Source organism: Amycolatopsis sp. Hca4, from assembly GCF_013364075.1.
GTDB lineage: Bacteria > Actinomycetota > Actinomycetes > Mycobacteriales > Pseudonocardiaceae > Amycolatopsis.
Map to the genome: position 1 here is coordinate 3604182 of NZ_CP054925.1, position 19444 is coordinate 3623625.

A 19444-nucleotide genomic window follows, 5' to 3' on the forward strand; every position below is an offset into this window, starting at 1 on the left:
TCAGCTCCAGGAGTGGGTCATCGGGAATCGGTTCCGTCGAGGGCCAGCCGCACCAGCGCCTCGGCGTCGAGCTCGTCCACGGCGTCGGCGGCGCCGTCCTCGGCCGCGTCGAGCCCGGCCAGCTCCAGCAGCGCCGTCATCAGCCCGGCGTCGCGGAAGCGGGCCAGCGGCACGGTGGCCAGCGCCGCCCGGATGCGGGCTTCCTCCGGGTCGGCCGCGGCATCCGGGCGGAGCACGCCGAGGAGGTGCCCGGCCAGTGCCGCCGGGGTGGGGTGGTCGAAGACAACGGTCGCGGGCAGGGCCACACCGGCCGCCTTCGCGAGGCGGTTGCGGAACTCCACCGAGGTCAGGGAGTCGAAGCCCAGCTCGGTGAACGGGCGGGCGGCGGGGACGCCGTCGGCCCCGCGGTGCCCCAGGGCGGCCGCGGCCTCGGCGCGGACCAGGGTGAGCAGTGTCCGCTCCGCGTCCACTTCGGACAGTCCGGCCAGCGCCTCTCCCAGGTCACCGTCGACCGGGACATCCGCCGTTTCCCACACCTGCCGCGCTTCCGGCACGCCGAGCAGCAGCGCACTCGAGCGGGCCGAGGTGAAGGCGGGCACGAACCGCGTCCAGTCGACGTCGGCCAGGGTCAGCGTGGTCTCGTCCCGGCCGACCGCGCCGGCCAGTGCGCGGAGGGCGAGGGCGGGCCGCAGCGGGGTCAGGCCGCGGCGGCGGAGGTAGTCCTCGGCGTCGTGGTCGGCCGCCATGCCGCCGTCGGCCCAGGGGCCCCAGGCGAGCGCGGTCGCGGTCCGGCCCGCCGCCCGGCGGCGCCGGGCGAGGGCGTCGAGGTGGGCGTTGGCCGCGCCGTAGGCGGCCTGGTTGCCGCTGCCCCAGACCCCGGCGATCGAGGAGAACAGGACGAACGCGTCGAGTTCGGTGTCGCCGAGGAGCGCGTCGAGGTTCTCGGCGCCGGCGACCTTGGCCGCCAGGATGTCCGCGAAGGCGCCGAGGTCGGGATCGGCCAGCGGGGTCGCTCCCCCCGTCCCGGCGGCGTGGACGACGGCGGTCAGGCCGTCGCCGATGTCGTCGAGGACCGCGGCGAGCGCGGCCCGGTCGGCGACGTCGCAGGCCGCGATCGTCACCTCGGCACCCAGCCCGGTCAGCTCCTTCGCCAGGTTTTCGGCACCGGGAGCCCGCGGGCCGCGGCGGCTGGTGAGGACGATCCGGCCGGCGCCCGCGGTGGCCAGCCAGCGGGCGACGTGGGCGCCGAGCGCGCCCGTGCCGCCAGTGACGAGGACCGTTCCGCGGGGCTGCCACGGCCGCCCCGGCGTACCGGTGGCCGGGACCAGGCGCCGGGCGAGCCGGCCGTCCGGGCGCACGGCGACCTGGTCCTCCGCCGGGTCGGCCAGTGACTGGACCAGCAGTTCACCGGTCCGCACGTCGAACTCCGCGGGCAGGTCGACCAGGCCGCCCCAGGCGTCCGGCCGGTCGAGGGCGGCGCTGCGGCCGAGCCCCCAGACCTGCGCCTGGGCGGCGTCCGGGCGCTCGGTGGCGACGGCTCCTCGCGTGACCGTCCACACGGGAACGTCCGGCACCGCGCGGAGCAGCGCGAGCGTCGCCGCCACGCCGGCCGGGACGAGCCCGGTTCCCGCCGTGAGGGCCAGCAGGGACAGGACGGCGTCCGCGGTCCCGGCCGCCTCGGCGAGGTCGTCACCGGACGGGTCGTCGAGGCGGGTGAACGCGACACCCCGCGCGGTGAGGGCCGCGGCGACCTGGTCGCCCAGGCCGGCTTCCCCGGCGGGGACGGCCAGCAGCCAGTGCCCCGGCGGCGTCGCGGTGGTCTCCGGGACCGGTTCCCAGGTGACCCGGTACCGCCAGCCGTCCACAACGGACTGTTCGCCGTGCCGGCGCCGCCAGGACGACAACGCCGGGAGCAGCGTGACCAGCGACGCGCGCTGGTCCTCGTCGATCGCCAGTGCCCCGGCCAGCTCGCCGACGTCCGCCCGCTCGACCGCCGACCAGAACGCGGTGTCCACCGCGGGCGCGGCGGCTTCGAGCCAGTAGTGCTCGTGCTGGAAGGCGTAGGTCGGCAGCTCGACGCGTCCGGCGGGCCCGAACACGGCAGCCAGGTCGGCCGGTGCGCCGTGCGCGAACAGCGTCGCCAGTGCGGTCACCGCGGCCGCGCCGTCGGGCCGGTCGCGCCGCAGGGACGGGACCACCACGGCGTCCGGCGCCGTGTCGCGGGCCATCGCGCTCAGCACGCCGTCCGGGCCCAGCTCCAGGAAGACGCCGGCCCCGGCGGCGGCCAGGGTCGCGACGCCGTCGGCGAACCGGACCGCTTCGCGGACGTGGCGGACCCAGTAGTCCGCCGTGAACGGCTCCGCGAGCGCGCCGGTCAGGTTCGACACCACCGGGATCTCCGCCGGGTGGTAGGTGACCTTGTCGGCCGCCGCGCGGAACTCGTCGAGCATCGGATCGAGGTGGGCCGAGTGGAACGCGTGGCTGACCGCGAGCCGTTTCGTCTTCGGGAACCGCGCCGCGACCGCCAGCACGTCGGGCTCGTCACCGGAGATCACCACCGACGCCGGGCCGTTGATCGCCGCGATCGAGACCCGGTCGCCCAGCAGCGGCCGCACCGCGGACTCGGGCGCCGCGATCGACACCATCGCGCCGCCCTTCGGCAACGCCTGCATCAGCGCGGCCCTGGCCGACACCAGCAGGCAGGCGTCTTCGAGGGAGAACACCCCGGCGACGTGCGCCGCGGCCAGTTCGCCGATCGAGTGCCCGGTGACGAACGCCGGGCGCACGCCCCACGACTCGAAGAGCCGGTACAGCGCGACCTCGACGGCGAACAGCGCGGGCTGGGTGAACCCGGTCTCGTCCAGGCCGGGCGCGTCGCCGAACACGACGTCCCGCACCGGGACGGTGAACTCGGCGCAGATCTCGTCGAACGCCGCCGCGTAGACCGGGTACCGCTCGTACAGCTCGCGGCCCATGCCGGCCCGCTGCGCGCCCTGCCCGGTGAACAGCACCGCGAGCTTGCCGGACGGCGCCGTGCCGCGGACGACCCCGGGCGCCGGTTCCCCGGCCGCCAGCGCGGCCAGCCCGGCGAGCAGCTCGGCCCGGCTGCCGCCGAGGACGACCGCGCGGTCGTCGAACCGGGCCCGGGTGAGCAGCGCTCCGGCGACCGCCGCCGGAGCGGCGTCGACCGCGGCCAGCTTGCGGGCCTGTGCCCGCAACGCCTGCTCGCCCTTCGCCGACAACGCCCAGGCCACGACCGGCGGCTCCGGCACCACGACCGGCGCCGGGGCCGGTTCCGGCGGGAGCTCCAGGATGGCGTGGGCGTTGGTGCCGGAGATGCCGAACGCCGAGATGCCGGCCCGGCGCGGGTGTCCGGTGACCGGCCACGGCCGCTGCTCGGTGAGCAGCTCGACCGCACCCGACGTCCAGTCCACCCGGGTCGAGGGCGCGTCGACGTGCAGCGTCTTCGGCAGCACGCCGTGGCGCATGGCCTGCACCATCTTGATCACCCCGGCCACGCCCGCGGCCGACTGCGTGTGCCCGAGGTTCGACTTCAGCGACCCCAGCCACAGCGGCGTCTCGCGGTCCTGGCCGTAGGTGGCCAGCACCGCCTGCGCCTCGATCGGGTCACCCAGGGTCGTCCCGGTGCCGTGCGCTTCCACGACGTCCACATCGGACGGTCGCAGGCCGGCGTTCGCCAGCGCCGCCCGGATCACGCGTTGCTGAGACGGACCGTTGGGTGCGGTGAGGCCGTTCGACGCGCCGTCGGAGTTGACCGCCGAGCCGCGCAGGAGGGCGAGCACCTCGTGGCCGTTGCGCCGCGCGTCCGACAGCCGTTCGAGGACGACCATCCCGGCGCCCTCGCTCCAGCCGGTGCCGTCGGCGGCGTCCGCGAACGCCTTGCAGCGGCCGTCCGCCGACAGCCCGCGCTGGCGGCTGAACTCGACGAAGATGTCCGGCGTCCCGAGGACCGCGACACCGCCGGCCAACGCGAGATCGCACTCACCCTGCCGCAGCGCCTGCCCCGCCAGGTGCAGCGCGACCAGCGACGACGAACACGCCGTGTCCACGGTGACCGCGGAGCCCTCCAGGCCGAGGTGGTAGGCGACCCGGCCGGACAGCACGCTGCCCGCGTTGCCGGTGAGCAGGTGCCCCTCGACGCCGTCCGCGGCGGGCGCTCCGGCCGCGTACCCGGAGTGGGCGGCACCGACGAACACGCCGGTGTTGCTGCCGCGCAGGGTGCCCGGGTCGATGCCGGCCCGTTCGAAGGCCTCCCACGAGACCTCCAGGAGCAGCCGCTGCTGCGGGTCCATGGCCAGTGCTTCGCGCGGGGAGATCCCGAAGAACGCGGCGTCGAAGTGCGCGGCGCCGGGCAGGAAGCCGCCGCCGGTGGCGTAGAACGTGCCCGGGTGCGCCGGGTCCGGGTGGTAGAGCTCCTCGACCGGCCAGCCGCGGTCGGCCGGGAAGCCGCCGATGGCGTCGCGGCCCTCGGCGACCAGCCGCCAGAGGGCGTCGGCGGAATCGACGTCACCCGGGAAGCGGCAGCTCATCGCGACGATGGCGACGGGGTCGTCCCCGGCGGCGCGCACCGCCGGGACCACCGGGGCCGCCGCGGGGCGCGTCCCGGTCGGCTCGCCGTGCAGGAACGCGGCCAGCGCCTCGGGGTTCGGGTAGTCGAAGACGAGGGTCGCGGGCAGCGCGCGGCCGGTCGCGGTGGCGAGCCGGTTGCGCAGCTCGACCGCCGTGAGCGAGTCGAAGCCGGTGTCCTTGAACGCCTTCGCGGGGTCGACGGTGTCGGCGCTCGCGTGGCCCAGCACCGCCGCGACGTGCTTGCGGACCAGCTCCAGGACCTGTTCGTGGTCGCCGGCCCAGTTTTCGCCCGAGACGGTGGCCCGTGCGGCGCGGCGGACCGGCGTGCGCACCAGCCCGCGCCACAGCGGGGCCGGGTCGCCGGCCGCGCGGAGGGCGGCGAGGTCGAGGCGCATCGGCACGGCCACCGGCCGTCCGATCCCGATGGCGGCGTCCAGCGCGGCCAGAGCGTCCTCAGTGGACAGTGGCCGGATGCCGGAGCGTTCGATCCGGCTGCGGTCGCGGTCGCCGAGCTTGCCGGTCATCGCGCTGCCGAGCGCCCACTGGCCCCACGCCAGTGACACCGCGGGCAGGCCCTGGGACCGCCGGTGCACGGCGAGCGCGTCCAGGGCGCTGTTCGCCGCGGCGTACCCGCTTTGCCCGGCGGCGCCGAGGATCCCGGCGACCGAGGAGAACAGGACGAACCAGGCCAGGTCGTGGTCCCGGGTCAGCCTGCCGAGCGCGGACGCGCCGTCCACTTTGGCGCGAAGCACCGAGGCCACCCGGGCCGGTGTCTGCGCTGCGAGCACGCCGTCGTCGAGCATCCCGGCGGCGTGCACCACCCCGATCAGCGGCGCCTCGGCGGGGATCTCCCGCAGCACGTCCGCCACGAACCCGGGCTCGGCCACGTCGCCGGCGACCACGATCGCCTCGACGCCGAGCGCGGTCAGGTCTTCGCACAGTCCGGCGGCGCCCGGGGCGTCCGGGCCGCGCCGGCTCACCAGCACCAGCCGCCGGACCCCGGGGCGGGCGGCGAGGTGCCGGGCCACGGCGGCGCCGAGCGTGCCGGTGCCGCCGGTGACGAGCACGGTGCCCTCCGGCTCCGGCCGCGGCAGCGTGAGCACGTTCTTGCCGACGTGCTTGGCCTGGCTGACGAACCGGAAGGCCTCGGCCGCCCGGCCGAGCTCCCAGGCCCGCAGCGGCAACGGCGTCAGCTCGCCCCGGCCGAAGGCGGCGAGGAGGTCGGCGAGGATGGCCGCGATCCGGTCCGGGCCGGGGTCGCCGAGGTCGAAGGTGTGGTAGCCCGTGCCCTCGCGGACGTCGGTCTTGCCCAGCTCGACGAACTGGCCGCCCGGGGCGAGCAGTTCCAGCGACGCGTCGACGAACGGGCCGGTCAGGGAGTTCAGCACGACGTCGACGTGCGGGAACTTGTCCCGGAAGCCCAGGGTGCGGGAGCTGGCCAGGTGCGCGTCGTCGAGGCCGAGTCCGCGCAGCACGGCGTGCTTGCCCTCGCTCGCCGTCGCGAACACCTCGGCACCCTTCCAGCGGGCCAGCTGCACCGCGGCCATCCCGACGCCGCCCGCCGCCGCGTGGACCAGCACGGACTGCCCGGCGCGCAGGCCACCGAGGTCGAAGAGGCCGTAGTAGGCGGTGACGAAGGCGACGGGCACGGTGGCCGCCTCGGCGAACGTCCAGCCGGCGGGGACGGGCGCCAGCCGACGGGCGTCGGCGACGGCCCGCGGGGCGAAGGCGTCGTCGACCAGGCCGAACACGCGGTCGCCGACGGCGAGGTGGGCGACTGCGGCGCCCACCTCGACGACGACGCCCGCCGCTTCGGAGCCGAGGCGGGCCTCGGGGTCGGGGTACATGCCGAGGGAGATGAGGACGTCGCGGAAGTTGAGCCCGGCCGCGCGCACCTCGATCCGGACGTCGGTCTCGCCCAGCGGCTTTTCCGGGGTTTCGGCGATGGCCAGGCCGTCGGTGGTGCCGGTGCCGGTGGTGCCGAGCTGCCAGGAGTTGCCGATGGGGGCCAGCGGCATGGCGGTCGCGCGGGCCAGCCGGGGCGCCGAGGCGGTGCCTTCCGTCAGGGCCAGCTGCGGTTCGCCGTAGGTGTCTGCTGTGGACAGCAGGGCTTGGGAGCGCGGGTCGTCGTCGGTGTCGACGAGGAGGAAGCGGCCGGGGTGTTCGGTCTGCGCCGACCGCACCAGCCCACCGGCGGCGGCCGCGGCGAGGTTGCCGCCTGCCGCGCCGCGGGTGACGAAGACGAGGCGGCCGGGGCGTTCCTCGGCGAGCCAGGACTGCAGTTCGGCCAGGACGTCGGCGGTGGTCTCGTGGACGTCGGTCCCGGTGACCGTGGCGAAGACGAGTTCTTCGCGCGGCGCGGCGGGGTCGGCGGTGACCTCGGTCCAGACCGGCTCGAAGAGCGTGTCGGGGACGGTTTCCGCGGCGGGCGCGACCGGGCGCAGCAGCAGCCCGCCGACCGTGACGACGGGGGCACCGGCGGCATCCCACGCGGTGAGGGCGACGGCGTTCTCCCCGGCCGGGGCGAGGCGGACCCGCAGTTCGGTGGCCCCGGTGGCGTGCACGGCGACCCGGGTGAAGGAGAAGGGGACGCGCGCCGAGCCGTCGTCGGGGGTGACGACGCCGAGGCCGAGCGGGTGCAGCGCGGCGTCGAGCAGGGCCGGGTGCAGGGCGAACCCGCCGGCGTCGAACGGCTCCGGCAGGGTGACTTCGGCGAAGAGTTCGGTGCGGTCCCGCCAGACGCGGGTGAGGCCGCCGAACGCTTCGCCGTAGACGAACCCCATGGCGGCGAGCCGCGGGTAGAGGGTGCCGAGGTCGACCGGCTCGGCGCCCGCCGGGGGCCACTGGGCCATGTGCGGCGCGCTGCTCGCCTCGGCCACGCCCGGCGGCGGCCACTCGGCGCCGCTTTCCCCGGAGCGCGGCGATCCCTGCGCGCCAAGCAGCCGCGGGTCTTGGCTGCTTTCCGGCGAAAGCGGCCGCCACTCGGCACTGCTTACCCGAGAAACCGCCGCGGGGCTGATGCTGCCGGTCGCGTGGCGGGTCCAGCCCGCGTCGGAAGCGGCGGGGCGGGAGGAGACCGTGACCGGGCGGCGGCCGTCCGGGTCCGCCGGTCCGGCCGAAACCTGGATCGTCACCGCGCCGCGCGGGGGCAGCACCAGCGGGGCCGCGAACGTCAGCTCGTCGACGACCCCGCACCCGGCGTGGTCGCCCGCCTGGACCACCAGCTCCAGCAGCGCCGTGCCCGGCAGCAGGACCGTGCCCGACAGTGCGTGCCCGGCCAGCCACGGGTGCGTCTCCAACGACAGCCGTCCACTGAGGACGATTCCCTCGTCGCCCGCCAGCTCGACCGCCGCGCCGAGCAGGGGGTGCGTCAGCGCGCCCACGCCCGCCGCTCCGAGGTCCCCGCGAGCTGCGCCGGCGCGGGGCCAGTAGCGCTCGCGCTGGAACGGGTACGCCGGCAGCTCGATGCGACGGCCGCCCGGGAAGAACGCCGCCCAGTCGACGTCGACACCGTTGACGTGCACGGTGCTCAACGCCGAGAGCAGCGCTCTCTCTTCGGAGCGGTCGCGCCGCAGCGCCGGGACGGCGGTGCCGTCGACCAGCGCGCTGAGCACCCCGTCGGGGCCCAGCTCCAGGAAGACGCCGACGCCCGCGGCCTTCAGGGTCGAGACACCGTCGGCGAACCGGACCGCCTCGCGGACGTGGCGCACCCAGTACTCCGCCGTGTACGGCGCAGCGAGAGCCCCGCTCACGTTCGAGAGCACCGGGATCCCGGCGGGGTGGTACGTCAACGACTCCGCGACCGAGCGGAACTCGGCCAGCATCGGGTCCATCAGCGGCGAGTGGAACGCGTGGCTCACGGCGAGCCGTTTGGTCTTGACGCCGTCCGCGGCGAACCCGGCCGCGATGTCCAGCACCACGGCGGAAACCCCGGAGATCACCACCGACGCCGGGCCGTTCACCGCCGCGACCGCCACGCCGTCACAACCATCCACAACGGACAAAACATCGGCCTCGGACGCGGCGATGGACACCATCGCCCCACCGGCCGGCAACGCCTGCATCAACGACGCCCTCGCGGAAACCAACCGGCAGGCGTCCTCAAGGGACAGCACCCCGGCCACGTGCGCCGCCGAGATCTCCCCGATCGAATGGCCCGCCACGAAGTCCGGGCGAACACCGAACGAAGAAACCAACCGGAACAACGCCACCTCGACCGCGAACAACGCCGGCTGCGTGAACTCCGTCCGCTCCAACAACGAAGAATCCTCGAACGCCTCACGCAACTCCGGACCGAAGTGCGCCAGCACGGTATCGAACGCCGAGGCGTAAACGGGGAACCGCTCGTACAGCTCCCGGCCCATCCCGGCCCGCTGCGCGCCCTGGCCGGTGAACAGCACCGCCAGCAACGCATCCGGATCGGCCGTACCGGTGACGACCTCCTCGCCAAGCAGCACCGCACGGCAGCCGAGCCGGGCGCGGGACGTGGCCAGCGAGAAGCCGAGGTCGACCGGGTTCGCGTCCAGTGAGCGGACCTGAGCGGTCAACGCGGTGAGGGCACCCGCGTCGTGGGCGGAGACCACGAACGGCAGCAGCGCGTCCGTCGGCGAAGGCTCCGGAGACGGTGGAACTTCGGGCGCCTGCTCCAGGATCGTGTGCACGTTGGTGCCGCTGACGCCGAACGCCGAGACGCCGGCCCGGCGCGGCCGGTCGCGCTCCGGCCAGTCGCGGGCTTCGGTGAGCAGCTCGACCGAGCCCGCCGACCAGTCCACCTGGGACGAGGGCGCGTCGACGTGCAGGGTGCGCGGCAGGACGCCGTGCCGCAGGGCGAGGACCGTCTTGATCACCCCGGCCATCCCGGCCGCGGCCTGCGTGTGGCCGAGGTTGGACTTGACCGAGCCGAGCCACAGCGGCTCGTCGCGGTCCTGGCCGTACGTCGCCAGGAGGGCCTGCGCCTCGATCGGGTCGCCCAGCCGCGTGCCGGTGCCGTGCGCCTCGACCGCGTCGACGTCCGCAGTGGACAGTCCGGCGTTCGCCAGCGCGGCCCGGATCACCCGCTGCTGTGACGGGCCGTTCGGGGCGCTCAGGCCGTTGGACGCGCCGTCGGAGTTCACCGCCGAGCCGCGGACGACCGCGAGCACCGGGTGGCCGTGGCGCTGCGCGTCCGAGAGCCGTTCCAGCAGCACCAGGCCGACGCCTTCGCCCCAGCCGGTGCCGTCGGCCGCGTCGGCGAACGCCTTGACCCGGCCGTCGGCGGCCAGCCCGCGCTGGCGGGCGAACTCCAGGAACGCCATCGGCTTGGCCATGATCGCCACGCCGCCCGCGAGCGCCAGCGAGCACTCGCCCTGCCGCAGCGACTGCGCGGCCAGGTGCAGCGCGACCAGTGCCGACGAGCACGCGGTGTCGACCGTGACCGCCGGGCCCTCCAGGCCGAAGGTGTAGGACAGCCGCCCGGACATCACGCTGGGCGCCTCGCCGGTCAGCAGGTACCCCTCCGAGCCGGGCTCGAGGTCGGCGCCGTAGCCGGAGCTGCTGGCCCCGACGAACACGCCGGTCCGGCTGCCGCGCAGGGTGGCGGGGTCCAGCCCGGCCCGTTCGAAGACCTCCCACGACGTCTCCAGCAGCACCCGCTGCTGCGGGTCCATCGCCAGGGCCTCGCGCGGCGAGATGCCGAAGAAGCCCGCGTCGAAGTCCGCCGCGCCGGCCACGAACCCGCCGACACCGGCCAGGTCGGCGTCGCCGAACGAGGCCAGGTCCCAGCCGCGGTCGGCGGGGAACCCGGTCAGCGCGTCGACGCCGTCGGCGACCAGCCGCCAGAGGTCTTCCGGCGAGCGCACGCCACCGGGGAACCGGCAGCCCATCGCCACGATGGCGACCGGCTCGTCGGCGGCCGCCACCGACGTGACCTGCGCGGTTTCGGTGCGGCCCAGCAGCAGCCGGTGCAGCTCCGCGGCCAGCGCGGCCGGGTTCGGGTGGTCGAACACCAGTGTCGCGGGCAGGGTGAGGCCGGTGGCCGCGTTGATCCGGTTGCGCACCTCGACCGCGGTCAGCGAATCGAAGCCGAGTTCCCGGAACGCGCGCCCGGCCGGGACCGCCGCCGCCGAGTCGTGGCCGAGCACCGAAGCGGCCTGGCCGCGCACCAGGTCCAGCAGCAGCCGGCGCGCCTCGGCCTCGCCCAGCCCGGCGATCCGGCGGGCCAGCGCGGGCCGCGGCACCTCCGGCTCTTCGGTGAGGAGCGCGCGGACTTCGGGGATGTCCTCGATCAGCGGACGACGGCGGGCCAGCGTGAAGCCGGGGGTGAACCGGGCCCAGTCGACGTCGGCGACGGCCAGGAAGACCTCCTGCGCGTCGAGGGCCTGGCAGAGCGCCTCGACCGCGGCTTCCGGCGCCATCTCGCGCAGGCCGCGGCGGCGCAGCTGGTCTTCGAGGTCGACGTCACCGGCCATGCCGCCCCCGCCCCAGAAGCCCCAGGCGACCGAGGTGGCGGCGGCCCCGCGCGCCCGGCGCTGCTCGGCCAGGGCGTCGAGGTAGGCGTTGCCCGCGCCGTACGCACCCTGGCCGCCGCTGCCCCAGACCCCGGCGTTGGAGGAGAAGAGCACGAAGGCGTCGAGGTCGTCGCCGAGGAGTTCGTCCAGGTTGCGCGCGCCGGCGACCTTGCCGTCGATCACGGCGGCGAATTCGGCCGGGGTGGTGTCGAGCACCGGCGTGGCCTGCGGCAGGCCGGCCGCGTGCACGACCGAGCGCACCGGCTCGTCCAGCCCGGCCAGGAGCGCAGCGAGCGCTTCGCGGTCGGCGACGTCGCAGGCGGCAATCGTCACGCGTGTCCCCAGTGTGGACAGCTCGGCTTCGAGGTCGGCCGCGCCGGGGGCGTCCGGGCCGCGGCGGCTGGTCAGCACGAGGTGCGCGGCGCCGTCGGCGGCGAGGCGGCGGGCGACGTGGCCGCCCAGCGCGCCGGTGCCGCCGGTGATCAGGACCGTGCCACGCGGCTTCCACCGCTGTGCCGGCGGGGTGAAGGGCGCGCGGACCAAGCGGCGGGCCAGCAGCCCGGACGGCCGGATCGCCAGCTGGTCTTCATCGTCCACTCCGGACAGTGCGGCGGCGAGCAGGCCCGCCGTGTCCGCGTCCGGTTCGGCGGGCAGGTCGACGAGGCCGCCCCAGATGCCGGGCAGCTCCAGGCCGATCACCCGGCCGAGGCCCCACGTCATGGCCTGGGCGGGCGAGTCGCCGGTGACGCCGCCGCGGGTCAGCAGCCACAACGGCGTTTCGCTGCCGGCCATCGCCTGGGCCAGCGCGAGGTTCGCGGTGGCTCCGGCGGTTTCGTCGAGGGCGAGCAGCGAGACAACTCCGGCGTACCCGCCCGCTCCGGGGAACGCCGGGGCCACGACCGGCTCGGCGCCGTGGGCGGCCAGTGCGGCCGGGACGCCCGCGTCGTCGTGGCCGTCCGGGACGACGACCAGCCAGCGCCCGGACAGCTCCGGCGCGGACGGCGCAGCGACGGGCTTCCACTCGATGCGGTAGCGCCAGGAGTCCACTTCGGACGCGGTGCGGGCCCGGTGGCGCCACCGGGTCAGCGCGGGCAGGACCTCGGCCAGGGTGCTGCCGGGTGCGACGTCGAGGGTGCCCGCGACGGCGTCGAGGTCGAGGCCGTCCACCGCGGCCCAGAACGCGGCGTCCACCGGGTCGGCGGCCGCGGTGCCCGCGTCGAGCCAGTAGCGGCGGCGCTGGAAGGCGTAGGTGGGCAGCTCGACGCGGTGCGCGCCGGGGAAGGCGGGCGTCCAGTCCACCGCGACCCCGCGCACGTGCGCCTCGCCGAGCGACCGGAGGAACCGCTCGTACCCGCCGTCGTCGCGGCGCAGGGAACCGAGTGCCTCGACGCCGTCGGTCTCGCCGATCGCCGTGGTCAGCACCGGGTGCGGCGAAGCTTCGACGAACGTGGCGAACCCTTCCGCGGCGAGCGCCCGCACCGCGGTGTCGAGCCGGACCGGCTCGCGGAGGTTCGTGTACCAGTACCCGGCGTCCAGCTCGGCGCCGTCGAGCCGGGTGCCGGTGACCGTCGAGAAGAACGGGATGTCGCCGGTCCGCGGCCGGATCGGGGCCAGCACGTCGAGGAGTTCTTCGCGCAGCTGCTCCACCTGCGCCGAGTGGGACGCGTAGTCGACGGGAATCCGCTTGGCGCGCACGCCGTCCGCCTCGCACGCGGCCAGCAGCGCGTCGAGCGCACCGGGCTCGCCGGAAACGACGACGGCGGCCGGGCCGTTCACCGCGGCGATCGACAGCCCGCCGGTCAGCCGCGCCTCGACCTCGGACTCCGGCGCCGCGACCGACACCATCCCGCCGCGGCCGGCCAGCGCCAGGATCGCCTTGCTGCGCAGGGCGACCACGCGGGCGCCGTCCTCGAGGGACAGTGCGCCGGCCACGACCGCCGCGGCGATCTCGCCCTGCGAGTGCCCGACGACGGCGTCCGGCACCACGCCGAAGGACCGCCACAGCTCGGCCAGCGACACCATCACGGCCCACAACGCGGGCTGCACGACGTCGACCCGGGCCAGCGCCTCGGCGTCGGCCAGCACGGCACGCAGCGACCAGTCCACGAAGGACGTCAAGGCGGCAGCGCACTCGTCCAGCCGGGCCGCGAACACCGGCGACGCCCCGGCCAGCTCCAGGGCCATCCCCGCCCACTGCGAGCCCTGGCCGGGGAACACGAGCGCGGCCCGGCCCGGCGCCACCGCCCCGGTGACCACGTTCGGCGCCGGAAGGTCATCGGCCAGCGCGGAAAGGCCGGCCAGCAGCGCCTCCCGGTCCGTGCCGGTGACGACCGCGCGGTGCGGGAAGCCGGTGCGCGCGGTGGCGAGCGAGAACGCGATGTCGGCGACGCTGCCCTCGGCCGCACGCTCCCGGAGGGCGGCGGCCTGGGCCGGCAGCGCCTCGGAAGACTTCGCCGACAACACCCACGGCACCACGGCGGGCTCGGGCGTCGGCGCGGGACCGTCGTCCCCCTGCTCGAGGATGACGTGGGCGTTCGTGCCGGAGATGCCGAACGACGAGACCGCCGCCCGGCGCGGCCGCGGCCGGTCCCACGGCACCGGCTCCTGGAGCAGCCGCACGGCACCGCTGTCCCAGTCCACGTGGGACGACGGTGTTTCCGCGTGCAGCGTCCGCGGCAGCACGCCGTTCCGCAGCGCCTGCACGGTCTTGATCACCCCGGCCACCCCGGCCGCGGCCTGGGTGTGGCCGATGTTGGACTTGAGCGAGCCGAGCCACAGCGGCTCCTCGCGGTCCTGGCCGTAGGTGGCCAGCAGGGCCTGCGCCTCGATCGGGTCGCCGAGGGCGGTGCCGGTGCCGTGTGCCTCGACCACGTCGACGTCCGATGTGGACAGTCCGGCGTCGGCGAGGGCGGCCCGGATGACCCGCTGCTGTGCCGGGCCGCTGGGGGCGCTGAGCCCGTTCGAAGCGCCGTCCTGGTTCAGCGCGCTGCCGCGCAGCACGGCGAGCACCGGGTGGCCGAGGCGCCGCGCGTCGGACAGCCGTTCGACCAGCACCAGGCCGGCGCCTTCGGCCATGCCCATGCCGTCGGCCCCGGCCCCGAACGCCTTGCAGCGCCCGTCGGCGGCCAGCCCGCGCTGGCGGCTGAAGGCGGTCAGCGACGACGGCGTCACCATCACCGCGACGCCGCCGGCCAGTGCCATCGAGCACTCGCCGCGGCGCAGGGCCTGCGCGGCCAGGTGCAACGCCACCAGCGACGACGAGCAGGCCGCGTCGATGGTCAGCGCCGGTCCCTCCAGGCCGAGCGTGTAGGCGACGCGGCCGGACAGCACGCTGGACACGCTGCCGGTGAGCAGGTGCCCTTCGAGGCCGTCCGGGATTTCCCGCATCCGCGCGTGGTAGTCCTGGTAGTTGGCGCCAACGAAGACGCCCGCGGGTGCACCGCGCAGGGTGGCCGGGTCGATCCCGGCGTGCTCGATGGTCTCCCACGCGATCTCCAGCAGGAGCCGCTGCTGCGGGTCCATCGCCAGTGCCTCCCGCGGCGAGATCCCGAAGAAACCGGCGTCGAAGTCGGCCACGTCGTGCAGGAAGCCGCCCTCGCGGACCGTCGAGGTCCCCTGCTCGTCGGCGGCACCGAACAGCTTCGCCAGGTCCCAGCCGCGGTCGGTGGGGAACCCGGAGACGGCGTCGCGGCCTTCGGCGACGAGGGTCCACAGATCGTCCGCGGACCGCACGCCGCCGGGGTAGCGGCAGCCCATGCCGATGATCGCGATCGGGTCGTCGGCGGCCGCGACCCGGGTGACCGCGGCCGGCCCGGTCCGCGCGCCGAGGACGGTGTCCCGCAGGTGCCCGGCGAGCCGCAGCGGGGTCGGGTGGTCGAACACGAGCGTGGCGGGCAGCCGCAGGCCGGTCGCGGCGGCGATCCGGTTCCGGACGTCGAGGGCGGTCAGCGAGTCGAAGCCGAGGTCGGTGAACGGCCGGTCCGGCTCGACGGCGTCGCCGCTCGCGTGCCCGAGCACCGCGGCGGCCTGGGCGCGGACCAGGTCCAGCAGCACCCGGTCGGCGTCGTCGCCGGAGAGCCCGGCGAGCTGCCGGGCCAGCGGCGTCGCCTCCGCGACCGGGGCTTCCGACGGCCGGCGGACCTGGGGCAGGTCGTCGAACAGCGGCCGGGCGCGGCCGGCGGTGAACACCGGCAGGAACCGGGCCCAGTCGACGTCGGCGAGCACCACGGCCGTCTCGTCGCGGCCGAGGGTTTCGTGCAGGGCGGTGACCGCCGTGGCCGGGTCCATCAGCGGCAGGCCGCGGCGGGCGAGCTGGCCGGCGTCGACGCCTTCGGACATCCCGCCCCGGCCTTCGACCTCCGTCGGCGCCCAGACGCCCCAGGCGATCGACGTCGCGGTCGCGCCGCGGGCCCGGCGCCGCTCGGCCAGGGTGTCGAGGAAGGTGTTGGCCGCCGAGTAGGCCGCGTGGTCGCCGCTGCCCCAGACCCCGGCGATGGAGGAGAACAGCACGAACGCGTCGAGGTCGGCGCCGAGCAGTTCGTCGAGGTGCCGGGCCCCGGCGACCTTCGCCCGGACGACCTCGGCGAACCCCGGGAGGGTCGTCTCGGTCACCGGCAGCAGCTCGACCGTGCCCGCGGCGTGGAACACCGACCGGACCGGCTCGCCGAGCTCCGCCAGCAGCGCGGCCAGTGCGTCGCGGTCGGCGACGTCGCAGCGGGCGAGGGTGACGCGGGTGCCGAGGGATTCCAGCTCGGCGGCCAGTTCCGGCGCGCCGGGCGCGTCCGGCCCGCGGCGGCCGGTGAGGACCAGGTGCGGCGCGCCTTCCCTGGCCAGCCAGCGGGCGACGTGCGTGCCCAGTGCGCCGGTGCCGCCGGTGACCAGGATCGTGCCCTCGGGCCGCCAGTCCCGCGGCCGGTCGCCGCGGCCCGCCGGGCGCAGCCGCCGGACGCGCAGGCCACCCGGCCGCACGGCGAGCTGGTCCTCGTCACCACGGGCGGCGAGGATCCGGCCCAGCCGGTCGAGGTCGGCCGCACCGGGTTCCGGGGTGAGGTCGACGAGGCCACCCCAGCGGTCGGCGTGCTCCAGCGCGAGGACGCGGCCGAGGCCCCACAGCAGCGACTGCTCGAGGCCCGGCAGCTCGTCGGCGGGTCCGGTGCGGACCGCGCCGCGGGTGAGCACCCACAGCGGGGCGGTGACGCCGGCGTCGCCGAGCGCCTGGGCCAGCACCAGGGTCAGGATCAGCCCGGCCGGGCTCTCGGGGAACTCCGGGTGCGGGCGTTCGTCGGCGGCCAGCAGCGACAGCACGCCGTCGTACGGCCCGGCAAGGCGCTCGGCCAGCGCGGGGCGATCGGCTTCGGTCAGGGCGAGGGTCTCGACTTCGGCGGTGCGCGCGAGGAAGTCCACGACGTCCTGGCCGGTGCCGCCTTCGCCGCGGACGACCAGCCAGCGTCCGGACGGCGTCGCGGCAGGCAGTTCGGCGGCCTTCCAGGTGACTTCGTACCGCCACGAGTCCACAGTGGATTCGACGGCCCGCTGCCGTCGCCACGCGGCCAGTGCCGGGAGCAGCTCCTCCAGCGGGGTGTCGACGGAGACGCCGAGGGTGTCGGCGAGGTCCGCCGGGTCGTCGCGGTCCACGGCGTCCCAGAACCGGGCGTCGGCGGGGACTTCGCCGCCGTGGTCCTCCGTCCGCAGCCAGAAGCTTTCGCGCTGGAAGGGGTAGGTGGGCAGGTCCACCCGGTGCGCGCCGGGGAAGGCCGGGGTCCAGTCGACGTCGACGCCGGCGCAGTGCGCCTCGGCCAGCGCCCGCTGGAACCGGGCGAGGCCGCCGTCGCCTCGGCGGAGGGTGCCCAGCGCGGTCGCCGTCTCGCCGATGGCCATCGTCAGCACCGGGTGCGGCGAAGCTTCGACGAAGGTGCCGAACCCGCGCTCGGCCAGCGTGCGGACGGCGGCGTCGAGCAGCACGGTGCCGCGGAGGTTGGTGTACCAGTACTCCGCGTCGAGCTCGGCGCCGTCGGCCCACTCGCCGGTCACGGTGGAGAAGAAGCCCGTCCCGGCGGTCCGCGGGGCGATCGGGGCGAGCACGCCGAGCAGCTCGTCGCGGATCTCCTCGACCTGCGCGGAGTGCGACGCGTAGTCCACCGGGATCCGCTTGGCGCGGACGCCGTCGGCTTCGCAGGACTCGATCAGCTCGGCGAGGGCGTCCGGCGCCCCCGAGACCACCACCGCGGCCGGGCCGTTCACCGCCGCGATCGACAGGTCCCCGGTCAGCCGCGCCTCGACGGCTTCGCGGGACGCGGCCACCGAGACCATGCCGCCGCGCCCGGCCAGCGCGAGGATCGCCTTGCTCCGCAGGGCCACCACCCGCGCGCCGTCCTCCAGCGACAGCGCACCCGCGACGACGGCCGCGGCGATCTCGCCCTGCGAGTGGCCCACCACGGCGTCGGGCACGACCCCGTGCGAACGCCACAACTCGGCCAGCGACACCATCACGGCGAACAGCGCGGGCTGCACGACGTCGACCCGCTCCAGCGCCTCGGCGTCCGCCAGGACGTCCCGCAGCGACCAGTCCACAAAGGAGTCCAGCGCCGCCGCGCACTCGTCGAGCCGCGCCGCGAAAGCCGGTGCCGATTCGGCCAGTTCGAGGGCCATCCCGGCCCACTGCGAACCCTGCCCCGGGAACACCAGGGCGACCTTGCCCGGCTTCCCGGCGACCCCGGAGACCACCGCGTCGTCCGGCGTGCCCGCGGCGACGGCGGTGAGCCCGCGCAGCAGCTCGGCCCGGTCGTGGCCGACCACGACGGCCCGGTGCTCGAACCGGGACCGCGTCACCGCGAGCGAGCAACCGACTTCGGCAAGGCCCAGATCGTCCACTTCGGACAGCCGGGCGGCTTGCGCCCGCAGGGCGTCCGCCGTGCGGCCCGAGAGGACCCACGGGACGACGGCGGGTACGGGCGCCGGCGACACGGGTTCGGCGGGCGGGGCGGCTTCGAGGATGGCGTGCGCGTTGGTGCCGCTGATCCCGAACGACGACACGGCCGCCCGCCGCGGGTGGTCGCGCTCGGGCCACTCGGCCTCGGCGTCCAGCAGCCGCAGCGTGCCCGCCGACCAGTCCACTTCGGACGTCGGCCGCCCGGCGTGCTTCGACGCCGGCAGGGTCGCGTGCTGCAGCGCCAGCACAACCTTCATCACCCCGGCCACGCCGGCCGCGGCCTGCGTGTGGCCGATGTTCGACTTCACCGACCCCAGCCAGAGCGGCTGCTCCGGCGACCGGCCCCGCCCGTAGGTCTCCAGCAGCGCCTGCGCTTCGATCGGGTCACCGAGCGGGGTGCCGGTGCCGTGCGCCTCCATCAGGTCGACCTGGCTCGCCGCCACCCGGGCGTTGGCCAGCGCGTCCAGGATGACCCGCTCCTGCGACGGCCCGTTGGGGGCGCTGAGCCCGTTCGACGCGCCGTCGGAGTTCACCGCCGAGCCGCGCACGACCGCGAGCACCGGGTGCCCGTTCCGCCGGGCGTCGGACAGCCGTTCCAGCACCAGCATCCCGGCGCCCTCGGCGGCCCCGAAGCCGTCGGCGTCGGCGGAGAACGGCTTGCAGCGGCCGTCCGGCGAGAGGGCCCGCTGGCGGCTGAGCTCGATGAGGATGCCCGGCGTCGCCATCACCGTCACGCCGCCGGCCAGCGCCAGCGAGCACTCGTCGCGGCGCAGGGCCTGCACCGCCCAGTGCAGCGCGACCAGCGACGACGAGCACGCGGTGTCGACGGTGACCGCGGGCCCCTCCAGACCGAGGACGTAGGCGATCCGGCCGGAGGCGACACTGGTGATGGTGCCGGTGAGCAGGTGGCCCTCGACCGATTCGGGGACCCGGTGCGAGCTGGGCGCGTAGTTCTGCTGCATGGCGCCGACGAACACGCCGGTGCGGCTCGACTTGAGCGTCCGCGGGTCGATGCCGCCGCGTTCAAGGGCCTCCCACGACGTCTCCAGCAGCAGCCGCTGCTGCGGGTCCATGGCCAGTGCTTCCCGCGGGGAAATGCCGAAGAAGCCCGCGTCGAACCGGTCGGCGTCGTGCAGGAACGCGCCGCCGCGCATGGAGAACGTACCGGGCCGCGCCGGGTCCGGGTCGTACAGCGCCGCCCAGTCCCGGTTGGCCGGGAGGTCACCGACGACGTCTTCGCCCGCGGACACCAGGCGCCACAACGCTTCCGGCGTCTCGATGCCGCCCGGGAAGCGGCAGCCCATGCCGACGATCGCGATCGGCTCGGTTTCCCGCGCCTCGAAGTCCCGCAACCGCTGCTTGGCCTGGCGCAGGTCCGCCGTGGCCAGCTTGAGGTAGTCGCGGAGCCTGTCCTCGTTCGCCATGTGCCGTCAACTCCGTG

General features: G+C 75.8%; 1 protein-coding gene. It reads right to left on the reverse strand.

Going from position 1 to position 19444, the window contains the following annotated elements; all coding sequences use genetic code 11:
• Positions 1-17 precede the first annotated feature (17 nt).
• The gene (locus tag HUT10_RS51005) at positions 18-19427 is read right to left on the reverse strand and encodes a type I polyketide synthase (protein ID WP_254896889.1); all 19410 of its coding nucleotides are present in this window, start codon (positions 19425-19427) and stop codon (positions 18-20) included.
• Positions 19428-19444: the final 17 nt, after the last annotated feature.

Coding starts and splice junctions, on each gene's coding strand:
- HUT10_RS51005 (WP_254896889.1), bottom strand. CDS start 19,427: ATGGCGAACGAGGACAGGCTCCGCGACTACCTCAAGCTGGCCACGGCG.